We start from the raw sequence: 12,515 nt of genomic DNA on the forward strand, positions 1-12,515 counted from the left end.
GGAGAAGCCGGATAAGGTCGTTAGCGAACGGGTGTCGCGCGGAGCAGCATGGCGGCGTGCGGCGGGACGACGCTCTCGAACTGACGGGCGAACGTGCCGAGATTTTTGTGCTGCCAGAGGTCACGGATTTGCGCCGAGTCGGTGCGCAGGCCGGCGCGCGCGAAGGAGGCGGTGATCTTCGCCGGCGCGGACGAGCGGTTGAGTAAGGCGATCGCGCGCGAGCCGTCGCCCAAGGGCTTGGCCCAGACCTGGAGCTCGGGCGGCCGTTCCCACACCAGAATGCCCTGCGCGCCTAACGAATCCTGATCCACCGCAATCACCTCGCGGTTGGTGAGCGTCTGCACGGTTTCCGGCGACATGTGGCGCAGGTCGTTGCCGGCGATGAGCGGCGCAGCCATGATCGCCCACAAACTGAAGTGCGCGCGATATTCGTCGGCGGTCATGCCGCCGTTGCCCACCTCGAGCATGTCGGGATCGTTCCACGCGCCCGGACTCGCGGCGGCCGCATGTTGGCCCGACTGGTCGAGATTGTCCAGCATCGAGCTCCACGTGTCTTCGATGTCATCCGTGGTTCGCCACAGGTTGCCGACGCGGGGCGCCCACTCCCACGGCTGATTCGATCCCCATTCGCAGATGCTGAATACGATCGGGCGTCCGGTGCGCGCGAGCGCATCGCGGAACTTTGCGTACTGCGTGGGCGCATCGAGCTTCGCGGCGTGACACCAATCTTCCTTCACGTAGTCGACGCCCCAGTCGGCGAACGTGCGCGCATCCAGGTCTTCGTGGCCGAGGGTCCCAGGGCGACCCTGACACGTGTTGGTTCCGGCGTCGGTATAGATGCCGAACAACAATCCCTTCGCGTGGACGTAATCGGCGAGCGACTTGATGCCGTGCGGAAACCGCGTCGAATCGGCGACGAGTACGCCGTTGGCATCGCGCGCGACTTGCCAACAATCATCGATCACCACATAGCGATAACCGGCGTCGCGCATGCCGCTCGATACCATTGCGTCCGCGGTCTCGCGGATCATCTGCTCATTGACGCCGCAGTGAAAGTGGTTCCAGCTGTTCCACCCCAGCGGCGGCGTGAGCGCGAGGCCGTTGCCAGGCGCCAATGTCGGCAGCGGCGCATGGAATGGCGGCGTCGGCGCGAGTGAGCCCATGACCAACGCAACGACGAACAATCCGACGCGAGCGGACACGGTCCAGCCTCCGGGCGATCGAAGCGTTGGCCGATGATGCTGGCGCGCACGACGCGAGGCAAGCGCCAGGCGTTGGGCATGTCACTGGACAGCGTGCCCGTCCATGGCGCATCATGTGTCGTGCGGAGCTCAGGATCGTGCGCGGAAGCCATCGCCTTCGCGGTGGTGTGCGTCGCAGCCGCGGGATGCCATCGGTCGCAGAGCGCTTCGTTCAACGCGGCGGCTCCGGCGCGCACGGTGCTGCGCGATCCGTCGAACGCGTTCTGGCAAACGCGCGCGCCCGATCGCTTCTTCGTCCGCTTCGAGACGACCAAAGGCGCGTTCGTGGTCGGCGCAGTCCGCGCGTGGGCGCCTCGCGGCGTCGACCGGTTCTACCAGCTCGTGCGCTCCGGATATTTCGATGACTCGCGGTTCTCGCGTGTGCGCGCCGGATACATCGTGCAATTCGGCATCGCGGGCGATCCCGCAATCGCACAGCGATGGCGCGACCAGCGCATCGGCGACGACAGCGTTCGTCACACGAACGCGCGCGGAACCTGCGCGTTCGCGATGACCGGACCCGACACGCGCACGACGCAGATCTACATCAACCTGCGTGACAACCCGCAGCTGGATGCGCAGGGCTTCGCGCCGCTCGGCTCCGTCGTTCGCGGCATGGACGTGGTGGATCGATTGAATTCGGAGTACGGCGAGACGGCGGGCGGCGGCATGCGCGGCGGTAAGCAGGGACCGGTGTTCGAGGGCGGCAACGATTACCTCGATCGCAATTATCCCCGGCTCGATCATCTCATCAGCGCGACGATCGTGCGCGCGCCATGATGGCGTCGCCGTCCGCGGCCGCCGGCCTGCGCCGGAGCGGCGACGGGGCGAGCGGCGGACGGCTGGTGCGCCGGCTGTCGCTGCTCGATTCCATTTCGTTAGTCGTCGGGACCATCGTCGGCACCGGCGTGCTGCTCAAAGCCGCGGTGATGACGCAGCAGTTAGGCAGCCCGTGGGCCGTGCTGGCGGCGTGGCTGGCGGCCGGCGTGCTCACGCTGTTCGGCGCCCTGGCGTACGCCGAGCTGGGGGCGATGATGCCGGAGGCCGGCGGCGAGTACGTGTTTCTGCGCGCGGCGTACGGCGACGCGGTCGCCTTCCTCTATGGCTGGGTGCGCTTCACCGCCGGCAGCGGCTCGCTGGCCGCCCTCGGCGTGTCGTTCTCGACCTTCCTGTCGCCGCTGGTTTCGTTAGGCGGCCCCTGGGTGCGGGTCGCCGGAACCGTGTGGGGCGTGCATGTGCACTGGTCGTTCGGCGCGCCGCAAGCCGTGGCCATCGTGCCGATTCTGATGCTGGCCGTCATCAACTGCGCCGGCGTTCGCGCAGGCGGACGCGTGCAGGTGGCGCTGGCGACGATCAAAGTGTTGGCGGTGATCGGCATCGTGGCCGGCGCGCTCGCCGCGGCGCGCGGCGGATCCTGGGCGCACTTTGCGCAGCCAGCGCCGGGCGGCGCGGTGAGCGTGTCGGCATTCGGTGCTGCGCTGGTGGGCGCGGTGTGGGCGTACAGCGGATGGTCGTATCTGCCGATGGCCGCGGGCGAAATCCGGAATCCGGGTCGCAACGTGCCGCGCGCGCTCATCGGAGGCACGTTCATCGTGATCGTGCTGTACCTCGCGATCGACGCCGCGTACTTCTATGCGCTGCCCGCGTCCACCGTCGCGTCGGCGAATTCGACGCTGCATCCCGGCGCGCCGGCGGTTGCCGCACTCGCCGTCGGCAGCTTTCTCGCCAGCGACACGACCAAGCTGGCGGCACTCGTGTTCATCATCGCGACGCTCGGTACGATGAACGGCGGACTCCTGTCCAACTCACGCGTGTTGTTCGCGATGGCGCGGACGCGTCAATTCTTTCCCGTATTCGGCCGCGTCACGCGGCGATCGCACGTGCCCGGATGGGCCATTGCGGCGTTCGCCGCTTGGGCGTCGGTGCTCGCAACGTCGGGCACGTACGACCAGCTGAGCGATCTCGCCGTGTTTGCCTTCATGATTTTCTTCGCGCTCACGGTGACCGCGGTGTTCCGGTTGCGCGCAACGCAGCCCGACCGTCCGCGCCCGTACCGGGTGACGGGATACCCAATCGTGCCGGCGATCTACGTCGTCGGCACGGTCTGGATGATCGGGAACGCGGTGACGACCGCGCCGGCGCAGGCCATCGCCGCGCTCGCGTTTCTCGTGTTGGGCGTTCCGGTGTACGCGTGGTTCCGCGCGCGCCGCTCGCGCGATGACGCCGCCCGGCCGCCCGGCCCGGCTCCCGCCGCGCCGACCCTCCGTTAGGACGTCGGGATCTCCTTCCGGTGCGCCTTCGCCCAGTCGTCGAACGACTGGAGCGCCGGGTTGAGCGCCCTGGCCTCGCGAATGTCGCGCGCCGCCATGAACCGATCCTGAAACTCGGCATCGATCTGGAACATGTTCCCCAGTTCATCCGCCCCCGGGAAGCCGAGGTGGCGATAGACGTCCGGCGGCACGGCCACGTAGCGCACGGGCCTGCCTAACGCCTTGCCGAGCGACGCCGCCATCTCCGCGCCGGACACGTGGCCGCCGGCGATTCCGACGCGGCGCCCGATGTACGGCGCCCCGCGCTTGAAGATGCCGTACGCACACTTGCCGATGTCTTCGGCGGCGATGCCGGAGAGTTTCGCGCTGCCCATCGGCAGCGCGATCTCGAGCACGCCGTCGGCGCCCGGTTTCGGGTTCATGCCGAAGTGGATGAAGTTGTCCCAGTAGAACGACGTCACCAGGTACGTGGTCGGCACGCCGAGTGTCGCGAAGTACGCGTCGGCCTCGGCCTTGGCGTCGAAGTGCGGCACCTTGTAGTGGCCCATGAGCGTCGGGATGCGCGTCTCGCCTAACGGAACGAACTGGCGCGTGTCCTCGAGCGTCGACCAGATGGCGTGCTCCACGCCGGCGCGCTTGGCCGCCTGGGCCTGGGCCATCGCCTCGGCCTTCTCCCGCTCGGGCGACATGTGCGCCCAGAAGAAGGTGACGCAGTAGGCACCGTAGGCGCCGGCGAACGCGCGCTCGAGGCTCGACCGGTCCTCGGCGTCGCCGGCCACCACCTCCGCGCCTAACCGAGCCAGCTCGCGCGCCGCCGGCGCGCCGGGGTTGCGCGTGATCGCGCGCACGGTGAAGCCGCTCGACGGGTCGCTCAGGATCGCGCGCGCCAGGCCCCCGCCCTGCGACCCGGTCGCGCCCATGACCGCGATGATGCGTTTCGGCGCAGGGCGCGCTCGCGACGCTCGACTCGTCTTCGCCTTGGCTGTGCTCTTGCCTTTCGTCGATCCACGGCGCGGCGTCGTTGCTGCCCCGCGCTTCTTTTTCGCCGGCACACCGCGCTTGGTCGTGGTCTTGGCGCTGCGCCGCTTCGTGGCCGTCGGTTTCCGCTTGCGCGTCGCTTTCCGAGCCGTCTTGCGCTTCTTCGCCGCCATGACCCCTCCCTGTCGACTGCGTGAGTTTCGCAGCGCTTTGCCACCAGCACCAACCCTGCGCAGAGAATGCACCAACCCGTCGACGCGGTCAACGTGCTGTTCGATTTCGCACACGCGATGCTGAAAGCGGACACCCGGACTGTCTCACGCCACCGATGTCACGGCATAACGTGCACGGCACCAACGGGTTGCCCTTCCCCGTTCGTGGCATGTGTTTTCCATTGGCGCAGGCGGTCGGCGTTCCCATCCTTCGGCCTTTGGTGTCATGGCCTTGCTCTCGAACGATATTCGATTTGCGGCGCGGCAGCTCGCGCGCTCGCCGGGATTCACCGTGGTCGCCACGGTCACGCTGGCGCTGGCCATCGGCGCCATCACCGCCGTGTTCTCGGTGGTCGACGGCGTGCTGCTCAAGCCGCTTCCGTTAGGCGCGCCGGACCGGATCATGAAGGTGGCGAGCGCCGGCCGCGACCGCAAGCTGTCCGCGACGTCGCCGCTCGACTACGAGGACATGCGCCGCCAGCTCACGTCGTTCTCGTCGCTCGCCGCGTACTCCACCGCGTCGGCCAACCTGACCGGCGATGGCGAACCGCAACGCGTCGACGACGCCGGCGTCGGCGCCGACTTCTGGCGCGTGATCGGGCTCTCGCCCGCGCTCGGCCGCGGCTTCGCGCCTAACGAGGACCAGCCGCAGGCGGCCCGCGTGGTCATCCTCAGCGACAGGCTCTGGCGCAGCAGGTACGGCGGCGATCCGCACGTGATCGGCCGCACGATGATGCTCGACGGCACGCCGCGCACCATCATCGGCGTGGCCCCGCCGTCGCTCACCTTTCCCGAACATCCCGACCTCTGGACGCCGCTCGTCTTCAGCAAGGATGACCTCAGCCCGGACCAGCGCGGGGCGCATTGGTTGGATGTGGTCGGACGTCTCGCTCCGGGCGCCACGGTCGCGCAGGCGAACCGGGAGATCGTCGCGCTGACGCGGCGCCTCGAGCAGCAATACCCACAGTCGAACACCGGCATCAGCGGCGCGGTGAAGCCGCTGCAGGACTTCGTCGTTGGCAACGTGCGACCCGCACTGCTGACGCTCTTCGCCGCCGTCGCGTTCGTGCTGCTCATTGCGTGCGCGAACGTGGCCAATCTGCAGTTGGTGCGCGCGTCGACGCGCGAAACGGAGATCGCGGTGCGCACCGCCCTCGGCGCGGGGCGGTGGCGGATCATGCGGCAACTGCTCACCGAGAGTCTGCTCATCTCGATCGTGGGCGGAGTGGCCGGGGTGCTGCTGGCGCTCTGGGGCGTCGCGCTGCTGGTCCGCTTCGGACCGCACGACCTGCCCCGTCTGGACGAGGTGCACCTGGATGGCGCCGTGCTCGCCTTCACCGCCCTGATCACGTTAGGCACCGGCGTGCTGTTCGGCATCGTGCCGGCATTCGGCGCGACGCGTGCCCGCCTCACCGCGATGCTCAAGGAGAGCGCACGCGGCTCGAGCGGCTCGCGCACGACCCGGCGCGTTCGCGGCGCGCTGGTGGTGGGCGAGCTGGCGCTCGCCATGCTGCTGCTCGTGGGCGCCGGCCTCCTCGTGCGGAGCTTCACGCACCTGATGGCGGTGAATCCCGGGTTCCACCCCGACCGCGTCCTCACCTTCGACGTCTCGGCGCCGGAAACCAAATACGCCGATCGGCACGCGCTCCGCACACTCACTACCGACATTCTATCGCACGTGCGCGCCATACCAGGGGTCCAGTCCGCGGCCGTCGTCGGTGGGCTCCCGTTAGGCGACTTCAGCTTGCGCACGAGCGTGCACATCGTCGGCACGCCCAAAGAACGGCCGGCCGAGCGCAAACGGACGTACGTCACGCTGGTGAGTCCGGATTATTTCCGCACGATGGGCATCCCGCTCATCGCGGGGCGGGACTTCACCGCGCACGATGGGGGCGGGGCGCCGATCGTCTCCGTGATCGACGAGTCGCTGGCGAAACGATATTTCGCCGGCCGCAGCCCCATCGGGAGCCGCATCGAGATCGGCTGGACGACGGATACCGCCTCGGCCAAAGGCGGCGACACGACGACGGTGACGTTAGGCGGCGACGTCATCGGCGTCGTCGGCGACGTGCGTCGCTTCAGTCTGGCGACACCGGCCGACGCCGAGACGTACATCGCCATCGACCAGCCGACGCTCAGCACGTTTTCCGTCGTCATGCGGACGAGCGGGCCGCCGACCGCGGTGGAAGATCAAGTGCGCGGCGCGATAGGCGCCGTGGACCCGGACCTGCCCATCGCCCAACTGCGCCAGCTGCGCGAGCTGGTCAGCGAGTCCGTCTCGCAGCCGCGGTTCTACATGGCGCTCATCGCGTCGTTCGCCGGCATCGCGCTCGTGCTCGCGGCCGTCGGAATTTATGGCGTGATCTCGTACGCCGTGAGCCAGCGGTCCCGCGAGTTAGGCATTCGCATCGCGCTCGGCGCGTCGCGGGCGGACGTGATGGCGCACGTGCTGCGGCCCGGCGCCGCGCTGGCGGGCGCGGGCGTCGCCATCGGCATCGTGGCATCGTTGCTCCTCACGCGGCTCATCGCGAGCCTGCTGTTTGGCGTCGCGCCGGCGGACCCCGTCACCTACGTCGCGGTCGCCGTCGTGCTCCTCGGCGTTGCCGTCGCGGCGTGCGTCGTCCCGGCGCGGCGCGCATCGCGCGTCGACCCGCTCGTCGCCATGCGCAGCGAATAGAGCGTCGGCGCACCGCGGTCCCGCTCGACGGGAACCAGGCGACCCGCCCAACAGTTGTCTGGTGTGCGCTGGCGTCATCGTCGCGTGACGAGCTCAGGCGACCCTTGCGCGCGAGACGCGCGCCGTGAATCCATTCGCCAGACGGCGCGCCCCGCGTCGCCATGACCGACATGAGAGCAGCCTCATGCGATATCGGACCCTGTTGTCGATTGCAGCGATGGGCGCCGCCCTTGCCGGCGCCGCGTGCAACTCGGGCGCGCTCTCACCCAATAGCGTGTGCGGCGGCAAGATCTTTCTCGTCATCGCGAACGGCAAATCGTCCACGCTCACGGTAGGCCAGGACGTGACCCTCATTGCGCAGCAGGGCGTGCTCGGACCGGGCGTCGGCAGCACGGGCTGCATGATCCAGAACATCCCCGCCGCCAGCGTGACATGGGGGACGACCGACTCGACGATCGTCAGCGTCGCCGCCGACGGAACCGCGCACGCGCTTGCCCCGGGAACAGCAGATGTGTCGGCAGCGAAAGGCGGACTCTCGGCGACGCTGTCGCTGACCGTGATTCAATGAGACTGGCCTCGAGCCGTCCCCATCCGTATATCCGTAGCATCGCCGGCACGGCAGCCTCCGACTAACGCTCGACCACGAGGTGCACGATGACTGACTTTACGGACCGCGCTGTGGGCTGGGGCATCCTTCCCATTCGTCTCGTGATCGGACTCGTGTTCGCGATGCACGGCGGACAGAAACTCTTCCACTATGGCGCCGGCGGGACGGCGATGGCGATGGCGCACATGGGGATTCCGTTGCCGGTGGTAGCGGCGTGGGTGGCGATCATCGTCGAATTCATCGGCGGTCTGGCGATTTTCTTCGGCGTGTGGGCGCGGTGGCCGGCCTGCCTGCTGGCGATCGAAATGCTGATCGTGATTCTGTTCGTAAAGCTGCACGGCGGATTCTTCTCGCCGCGGGGCATCGAGCTCGAGCTGACGCTGCTCGCGGGCGCACTGAGCATCGCGATGTTGGGCACGGGACCGGCGTCGCTCGCGCCGGGGAAGCGCGCCGCGGTCTCCATGGAGCCGTAGCGACCCTGCCGGCCTGACGCGAAGCGGTCAGCGCTGCCGACGCAATTCGCTCGGCGGCGGCGTCTCGGGTGCGGATCGCAGACGCGGCAACTCGTCGTCCGCGGCGATGCACAGGCCCAGGTCGCGCAGCAGGCCGTCTTTGAGCCCGTACACCCAGCCGTGCACCCACAGCGGCTGCCCGCGCCCCCACGCATCACGCACCACCGTGGTTTGCGCGGCGTTCACCACCTGCTCCATCACGTTCAGCTCGCACAGCCGGCGGCGCCGCTCCTCATCGTTAGGCAATGCAGCCAGCTCGGCGTGGTGCTTCCACCGCACGTCCTGCACGTGGCGCAGCCAGTTGTCCACCACGCCTAACTTGTCCTCGCGCAGCGCGGCCGCCACGCCGCCGCACCCGTAGTGGCCGCAGACGATGATGTGCTGGACGTGGAGATACTCCACCGCGAACTGCATCACCGACAGGCAGTTGAGATCCGAGTGCACCACGACGTTGGCGATGTTGCGATGCACGAACATCTCGCCGGGCGGCAGCCCGACGATCTGATTGGCCGGCACGCGGCTGTCGGAGCAGCCGATCCACAGGTACTGCGGCGCCTGCTGGCCCGAGAGCCGGCTGAAAAACGCCGGATCCTGTCGCGTCATCTCGGCCGCCCAGGCGCGATTGTTCTCGAACAGATGGCTCAGACTGCGCATGACGGGAGAGATGATGGAATCGATCGCGGCGACGAAATGAACGGCGCGGCCGGGTGGCGCCATGCAATGATAGACCGGCGCCGAACGCGATGAAAGGTTCCGAACCCACCGCGTTCACGGCGCGAGATGCGCGCCCGCCAGCGTCGCCACCGCGCCCAACGTCGTCTGCGCCGCATTCAAGCCCAACCGGAAATCGTCATCGCTGTACGTCGAAAATACATCGGTGGGCTGGTGCCACTGCGGGTCCCATCCCGCGCCGATCTGCATGCCGCGCTCGTTCTCGCGGACGCTGATGGCCGGCACCAGATCCTGGAACGGCGCCGAGTCGGTGTTCGTCATGTGCGGGCCGACGGCCGCCGGATAGTCCGTCGCGTACTTCTCGTTCGCATCGCGGAACGCCCACGCCAGCCGCTCGGCGCCCTCGGCAAACTTCGACTTGGCTTGGAACTCGATGTTCACATCGGCCTCGGGGCGCTGCGTCTTGCCCACCTGCCCCTGTGCGTTAGGCATCCCGTGGTCGAACATCTCCATGTCGTGCTGGATCATGCCGAGCCACCTGGGCTCCGGATACTTTCCCGACCCCGGCGGATCTTCCTTGCCCTGCAGCGCTGCGCGCTGCGCGACGTACGCGCGCGATCCGTTGAGCCCCGTCTCCTCGTTGTTCCACAGGATGAACCGGATCGAGATATCCGTGCGCACGTCCGGCGCGCTGAGCACGCGCGCGAGCTCCATGACTAACGCAGTGCCCGAGCCGTCGTCGTTGGCCGCCTGGCCCCAGCCGATCCCGTCCATGTGGCCGCCGACGATGTACATCTCGTCGGGATGCACGGTGCCCACCTTCGTGCAGTACACCTCCTGCCGCTGCCCCGGAGTGCTCGGCTGTGAGTCGAGCGCGCGAATCGCCGGATCCGGCTGTTTCAGTGAATCGGTGTTCACGCCCACCGGGCCGCGGTTCCCGCGGATGCGCGACCCGCCCTGCCCTTCGCCACGCGCGCGCGCTTTCTGAAAGGCCGCGATCTGCTCCGGCGTCGGTCGCACGCGCGGCGGCGGCGGTTGATAGTCGTACGTGATCCGCTGCGTGGGCGTGCACCCGTAGCTCGTGAGCTGCGCCTCGATCCAGTCCACGGCCGCACGATTGCGGTCCGTGCCCTGACGGCGGTCGCCGAACTGCGTCAACCCTTTCACCGTCGCCTTGTAGCGGTCCAGCGTTAGGCGGGACACCAGCTGCGTGATCTGGGGATCCGCCGTGTCGCGCGGGGGCTGCGGGGACTGCGCGCCGGCGGCCGCGGCGCCGGCCGACACGAGGAACGCGGCTCGAGCGAGATGCGTGGACAGAGTGGCCATGAAATACCGAACCCGGGTCGAATGGGTTGCGCCGATCGACGGCGCGCCGTACAGCGGCTCCGCAAAGATTACGGTCGAACACCGGGCTGCGCTGCATGCCGGGCGCGCCGCCGCGGACCCGAGGCGCGCCGACTCTCCACCCCGACCCGGCTGCGAACGATATTGCACAGCGGAATGAAAATGTCCGGCGGGGGCGAGCCCGAACGTCGATCCAATGTCGAATGACGCGGCGCCAGTCGGGTCGCCGGCCGATGGTCACTTGCACGAGAGGCACACACATGAGCGACTACATCTACCTGTTCCGCACCACGCCCGACGCCCGGCGCGCGGCGATGGGAAGCCCGGAGCTTGCCCAACAGAGCATGCAGCGCTGGCTCGCGTGGCTGCGCGATCTCGAAACCAGAGGACATGTCAAGGACAGAGGACAGCCGCTCGAGAACGAAGGCAAGGTGGTGCGCGGCTCCAAGAAGGTCATCACCGATGGTCCCTTCCCCGAGGTGAAAGATCTCGTCGCCGGTTTCATGATCGTCCAGGCACGCGACATCGCGCAGGCCGCCGAGCTCGCCAAGGGATGTCCCATCCTCGAGGGCGATGGCGCCGTCGAAGTGCGTCCCGTGATGCAAATGAATTTCTGACGACCGGCAGCGCCGCGCCCGGCCCAACGTGGCCGGCGCGTCGCATGGCCCCGCGCGATGCAGCTCGACGAGCATCTCTTCCGTCGCGAATCGGCGCGCATGGTCGCCGCCCTCACCCGCATCTTCGGCGTGCACAACTTGTCGCTCGCCGAGGATGTGGTGCAGGACGCGTTCTGTCGTGCGCTCGAGGTCTGGAAAGTGCGCGGCGTACCGGACAATCCGTCGGCGTGGCTCATGGCCACCGCCAAGAATCGCGCACTCGATGTGATTCGTCGCGAGCGCACGGCCACCACGTTCGCGCCGGAATTGTCCCGCATGTTCGACAGCGAGTGGACGCTGGCGCCGGTCGTCGACGAAGCGTTCGCCTCCGAAGTCATCCACGACGAACAGCTCCGCATGATGTTTTCCTGCTGCGATCCGCGCCTCAAGGAAGCAGTGCAGATCGCGCTCGTGCTCAACATTCTTTGCGGGTTCGGCGCGCAGGAAATCGCCGCCGCGTTTCTCGCCGGCCGCGCCGCCGTCGAAAAGCGCATCGCGCGCGGCAAGCAGTCGCTCGCGACGTCGCAGCGCCTGTTCGATCTCACCGACGACGATGTGGCGGACCGTCTGCCCGTCGTGCAGCGCGCGCTCTACCTGCTGTTCAACGAAGGTTACCACAGCGCGTCGGCCGACACCGTCGTGCGCACGGAGATGTGCCGCGAAGCCATCCGCCTAACGGAGTTGCTCGCCGCCGATGCGCGGACCGGCACGCCGGCCACGTGCGCGCTCGCCGCGCTCATGTGCCTGCACGCGGCGCGCCTGCCGGCACGCATCACCGGCGCCGGCGAGCTGAGCGCGCTCTCCGACCAGGATCGCTCGACGTGGGATGCGTCGCTCATTGCCCACGGACTGGCGCTGCTCGACCGGTCGGCGCGCGGCGCCGACGTCAGCGTGTACCACCTCGAGGCCGCGATCGCCGCCGCGCACGTGCAGGCGCCGAGCGTCGAGGGCACCGATTGGCACACGGTCGTCGAGCTGTACGATCGCCTGCTGGCCCTCGCGCCCTCGCCTGTCGTCGCGCTCAACCGCGCGGTCGCCGTGGCCCAACGAGACGGCGAGGACTCCGGCATCGCCGAGCTCGAGGCCATCGGCGACGCCGAGCGGCTGGCCGCGTACCCGTTCTATCGCGCCGCGTTCGCCGAGTTGGAGCTCCGCCGCGGCCGAACCGCCGAAGCACGCGAGCACTTCGAGGCCGCCATGCGCCTCGCGCGCAACGCGGCCGAACGTCGGTTCTTCCAAAAACGCTTGGGGTGCTGCGGCTCGGCGTAATGACAACCGGATGGTGGCACGCGCCGTGCTTAATTAGGCGGCGAAGTGGAACACCCATCCCACACGCCCGCACAACC

At 68.4% G+C, this 12,515-nt stretch carries 11 protein-coding genes; 7 read left to right on the forward strand and 4 right to left on the reverse strand.

The annotated features are described in order from the left end of the window. Positions 1 to 20: 20 nt before the first annotated feature. On the reverse strand, positions 21 to 1,202 hold the full coding sequence (locus tag VFW04_15865) for a glycoside hydrolase family 27 protein (protein HEX5180807.1): 1,182 nt from the start codon (positions 1,200 to 1,202) through the stop codon (positions 21 to 23). 33 nt (positions 1,203 to 1,235) lie between these two features. Here VFW04_15865 and VFW04_15870 point away from each other — a divergent pair, with 33 nt between their 5' ends. Both VFW04_15870 and VFW04_15875 read left to right on the forward strand, forming a co-directional pair. Beyond that, entirely contained in the window at positions 1,236 to 2,021 is a 786-nt protein-coding gene (locus VFW04_15870; protein HEX5180808.1) for a peptidylprolyl isomerase, read from the forward strand. Beyond that, on the forward strand, positions 2,018 to 3,511 hold the full coding sequence (locus VFW04_15875; GenBank protein ID HEX5180809.1) for an amino acid permease: 1,494 nt from the start codon (positions 2,018 to 2,020) through the stop codon (positions 3,509 to 3,511). Before VFW04_15870 ends, VFW04_15875 begins: the two co-directional genes overlap by 4 nt. Here the strand turns inward: VFW04_15875 and VFW04_15880 are convergent. Beyond that, positions 3,508 to 4,662 (reverse strand): NmrA family NAD(P)-binding protein, encoded by a 1,155-nt coding sequence (locus tag VFW04_15880; GenBank protein ID HEX5180810.1) that lies wholly within the window; start codon positions 4,660 to 4,662, stop codon positions 3,508 to 3,510. The genes VFW04_15875 and VFW04_15880 overlap by 4 nt on opposite strands. 265 nt (positions 4,663 to 4,927) lie before the next feature. Between VFW04_15880 and VFW04_15885 the strand changes: the two genes are divergently transcribed. The 3 genes from VFW04_15885 to VFW04_15895 all read left to right on the forward strand — a co-directional run bounded on the left by VFW04_15885 (position 4,928) and on the right by VFW04_15895 (position 8,458). Next, positions 4,928 to 7,378 (forward strand): ABC transporter permease, encoded by a 2,451-nt coding sequence (locus VFW04_15885; protein ID HEX5180811.1) that lies wholly within the window; start codon positions 4,928 to 4,930, stop codon positions 7,376 to 7,378. A 184-nt stretch (positions 7,379 to 7,562) separates the two neighbouring features. After that, positions 7,563 to 7,946, forward strand: a complete 384-nt coding sequence (locus VFW04_15890; GenBank protein HEX5180812.1) for a hypothetical protein — start codon at positions 7,563 to 7,565, stop codon at positions 7,944 to 7,946. An 86-nt stretch (positions 7,947 to 8,032) separates the two neighbouring features. After that, a complete protein-coding gene (locus tag VFW04_15895) occupies positions 8,033 to 8,458 on the forward strand; it encodes a DoxX family protein (protein HEX5180813.1) in 426 nt (141 codons plus the stop codon). A gap of 27 nt (positions 8,459 to 8,485) precedes the next feature. On the opposite strand, the gene can is transcribed toward VFW04_15895, so the two are convergent. Continuing rightward, complete coding sequence (can, locus tag VFW04_15900) at positions 8,486 to 9,151, reverse strand: carbonate dehydratase (protein ID HEX5180814.1); 666 nt, start codon at positions 9,149 to 9,151, stop codon at positions 8,486 to 8,488. 114 nt (positions 9,152 to 9,265) lie between these two features. Next, positions 9,266 to 10,495: a M20/M25/M40 family metallo-hydrolase gene (locus VFW04_15905; protein ID HEX5180815.1), complete on the reverse strand. Its 1,230-nt coding sequence runs from the start codon at positions 10,493 to 10,495 to the stop codon at positions 9,266 to 9,268. Between the two features lie 278 nt (positions 10,496 to 10,773). Between VFW04_15905 and VFW04_15910 the strand changes: the two genes are divergently transcribed. Both VFW04_15910 and VFW04_15915 read left to right on the forward strand, forming a co-directional pair. After that, positions 10,774 to 11,130, forward strand: coding sequence for a YciI family protein (locus tag VFW04_15910; GenBank protein ID HEX5180816.1), 357 nt, complete (start codon positions 10,774 to 10,776; stop codon positions 11,128 to 11,130). Between the two features lie 57 nt (positions 11,131 to 11,187). Next, on the forward strand, positions 11,188 to 12,438 hold the full coding sequence (locus tag VFW04_15915; GenBank protein ID HEX5180817.1) for a DUF6596 domain-containing protein: 1,251 nt from the start codon (positions 11,188 to 11,190) through the stop codon (positions 12,436 to 12,438). Positions 12,439 to 12,515: the final 77 nt, after the last annotated feature.

The organism is Gemmatimonadaceae bacterium (assembly GCA_036273715.1).
In the GTDB taxonomy this organism is placed as follows: Bacteria; Gemmatimonadota; Gemmatimonadetes; order Gemmatimonadales; family Gemmatimonadaceae; genus JADGGM01.

Excerpts from the sequence above, each read along its gene's own strand:
- VFW04_15870 (HEX5180808.1), top strand. The coding sequence starts at position 1,236 with ATGATGCTGGCGCGCACGACGCGAGGCAAGCGCCAGGCGTTGGGCATG.
- VFW04_15875 (HEX5180809.1), top strand. The coding sequence starts at position 2,018 with ATGATGGCGTCGCCGTCCGCGGCCGCCGGCCTGCGCCGGAGCGGCGAC.
- VFW04_15880 (HEX5180810.1), bottom strand. The coding sequence starts at position 4,662 with ATGGCGGCGAAGAAGCGCAAGACGGCTCGGAAAGCGACGCGCAAGCGG.
- VFW04_15885 (HEX5180811.1), top strand. The coding sequence starts at position 4,928 with ATGGCCTTGCTCTCGAACGATATTCGATTTGCGGCGCGGCAGCTCGCG.
- VFW04_15890 (HEX5180812.1), top strand. The coding sequence starts at position 7,563 with ATGCGATATCGGACCCTGTTGTCGATTGCAGCGATGGGCGCCGCCCTT.
- VFW04_15895 (HEX5180813.1), top strand. The coding sequence starts at position 8,033 with ATGACTGACTTTACGGACCGCGCTGTGGGCTGGGGCATCCTTCCCATT.
- can (HEX5180814.1), bottom strand. The coding sequence starts at position 9,151 with ATGCGCAGTCTGAGCCATCTGTTCGAGAACAATCGCGCCTGGGCGGCC.
- VFW04_15905 (HEX5180815.1), bottom strand. The coding sequence starts at position 10,495 with ATGGCCACTCTGTCCACGCATCTCGCTCGAGCCGCGTTCCTCGTGTCG.
- VFW04_15910 (HEX5180816.1), top strand. The coding sequence starts at position 10,774 with ATGAGCGACTACATCTACCTGTTCCGCACCACGCCCGACGCCCGGCGC.
- VFW04_15915 (HEX5180817.1), top strand. The coding sequence starts at position 11,188 with ATGCAGCTCGACGAGCATCTCTTCCGTCGCGAATCGGCGCGCATGGTC.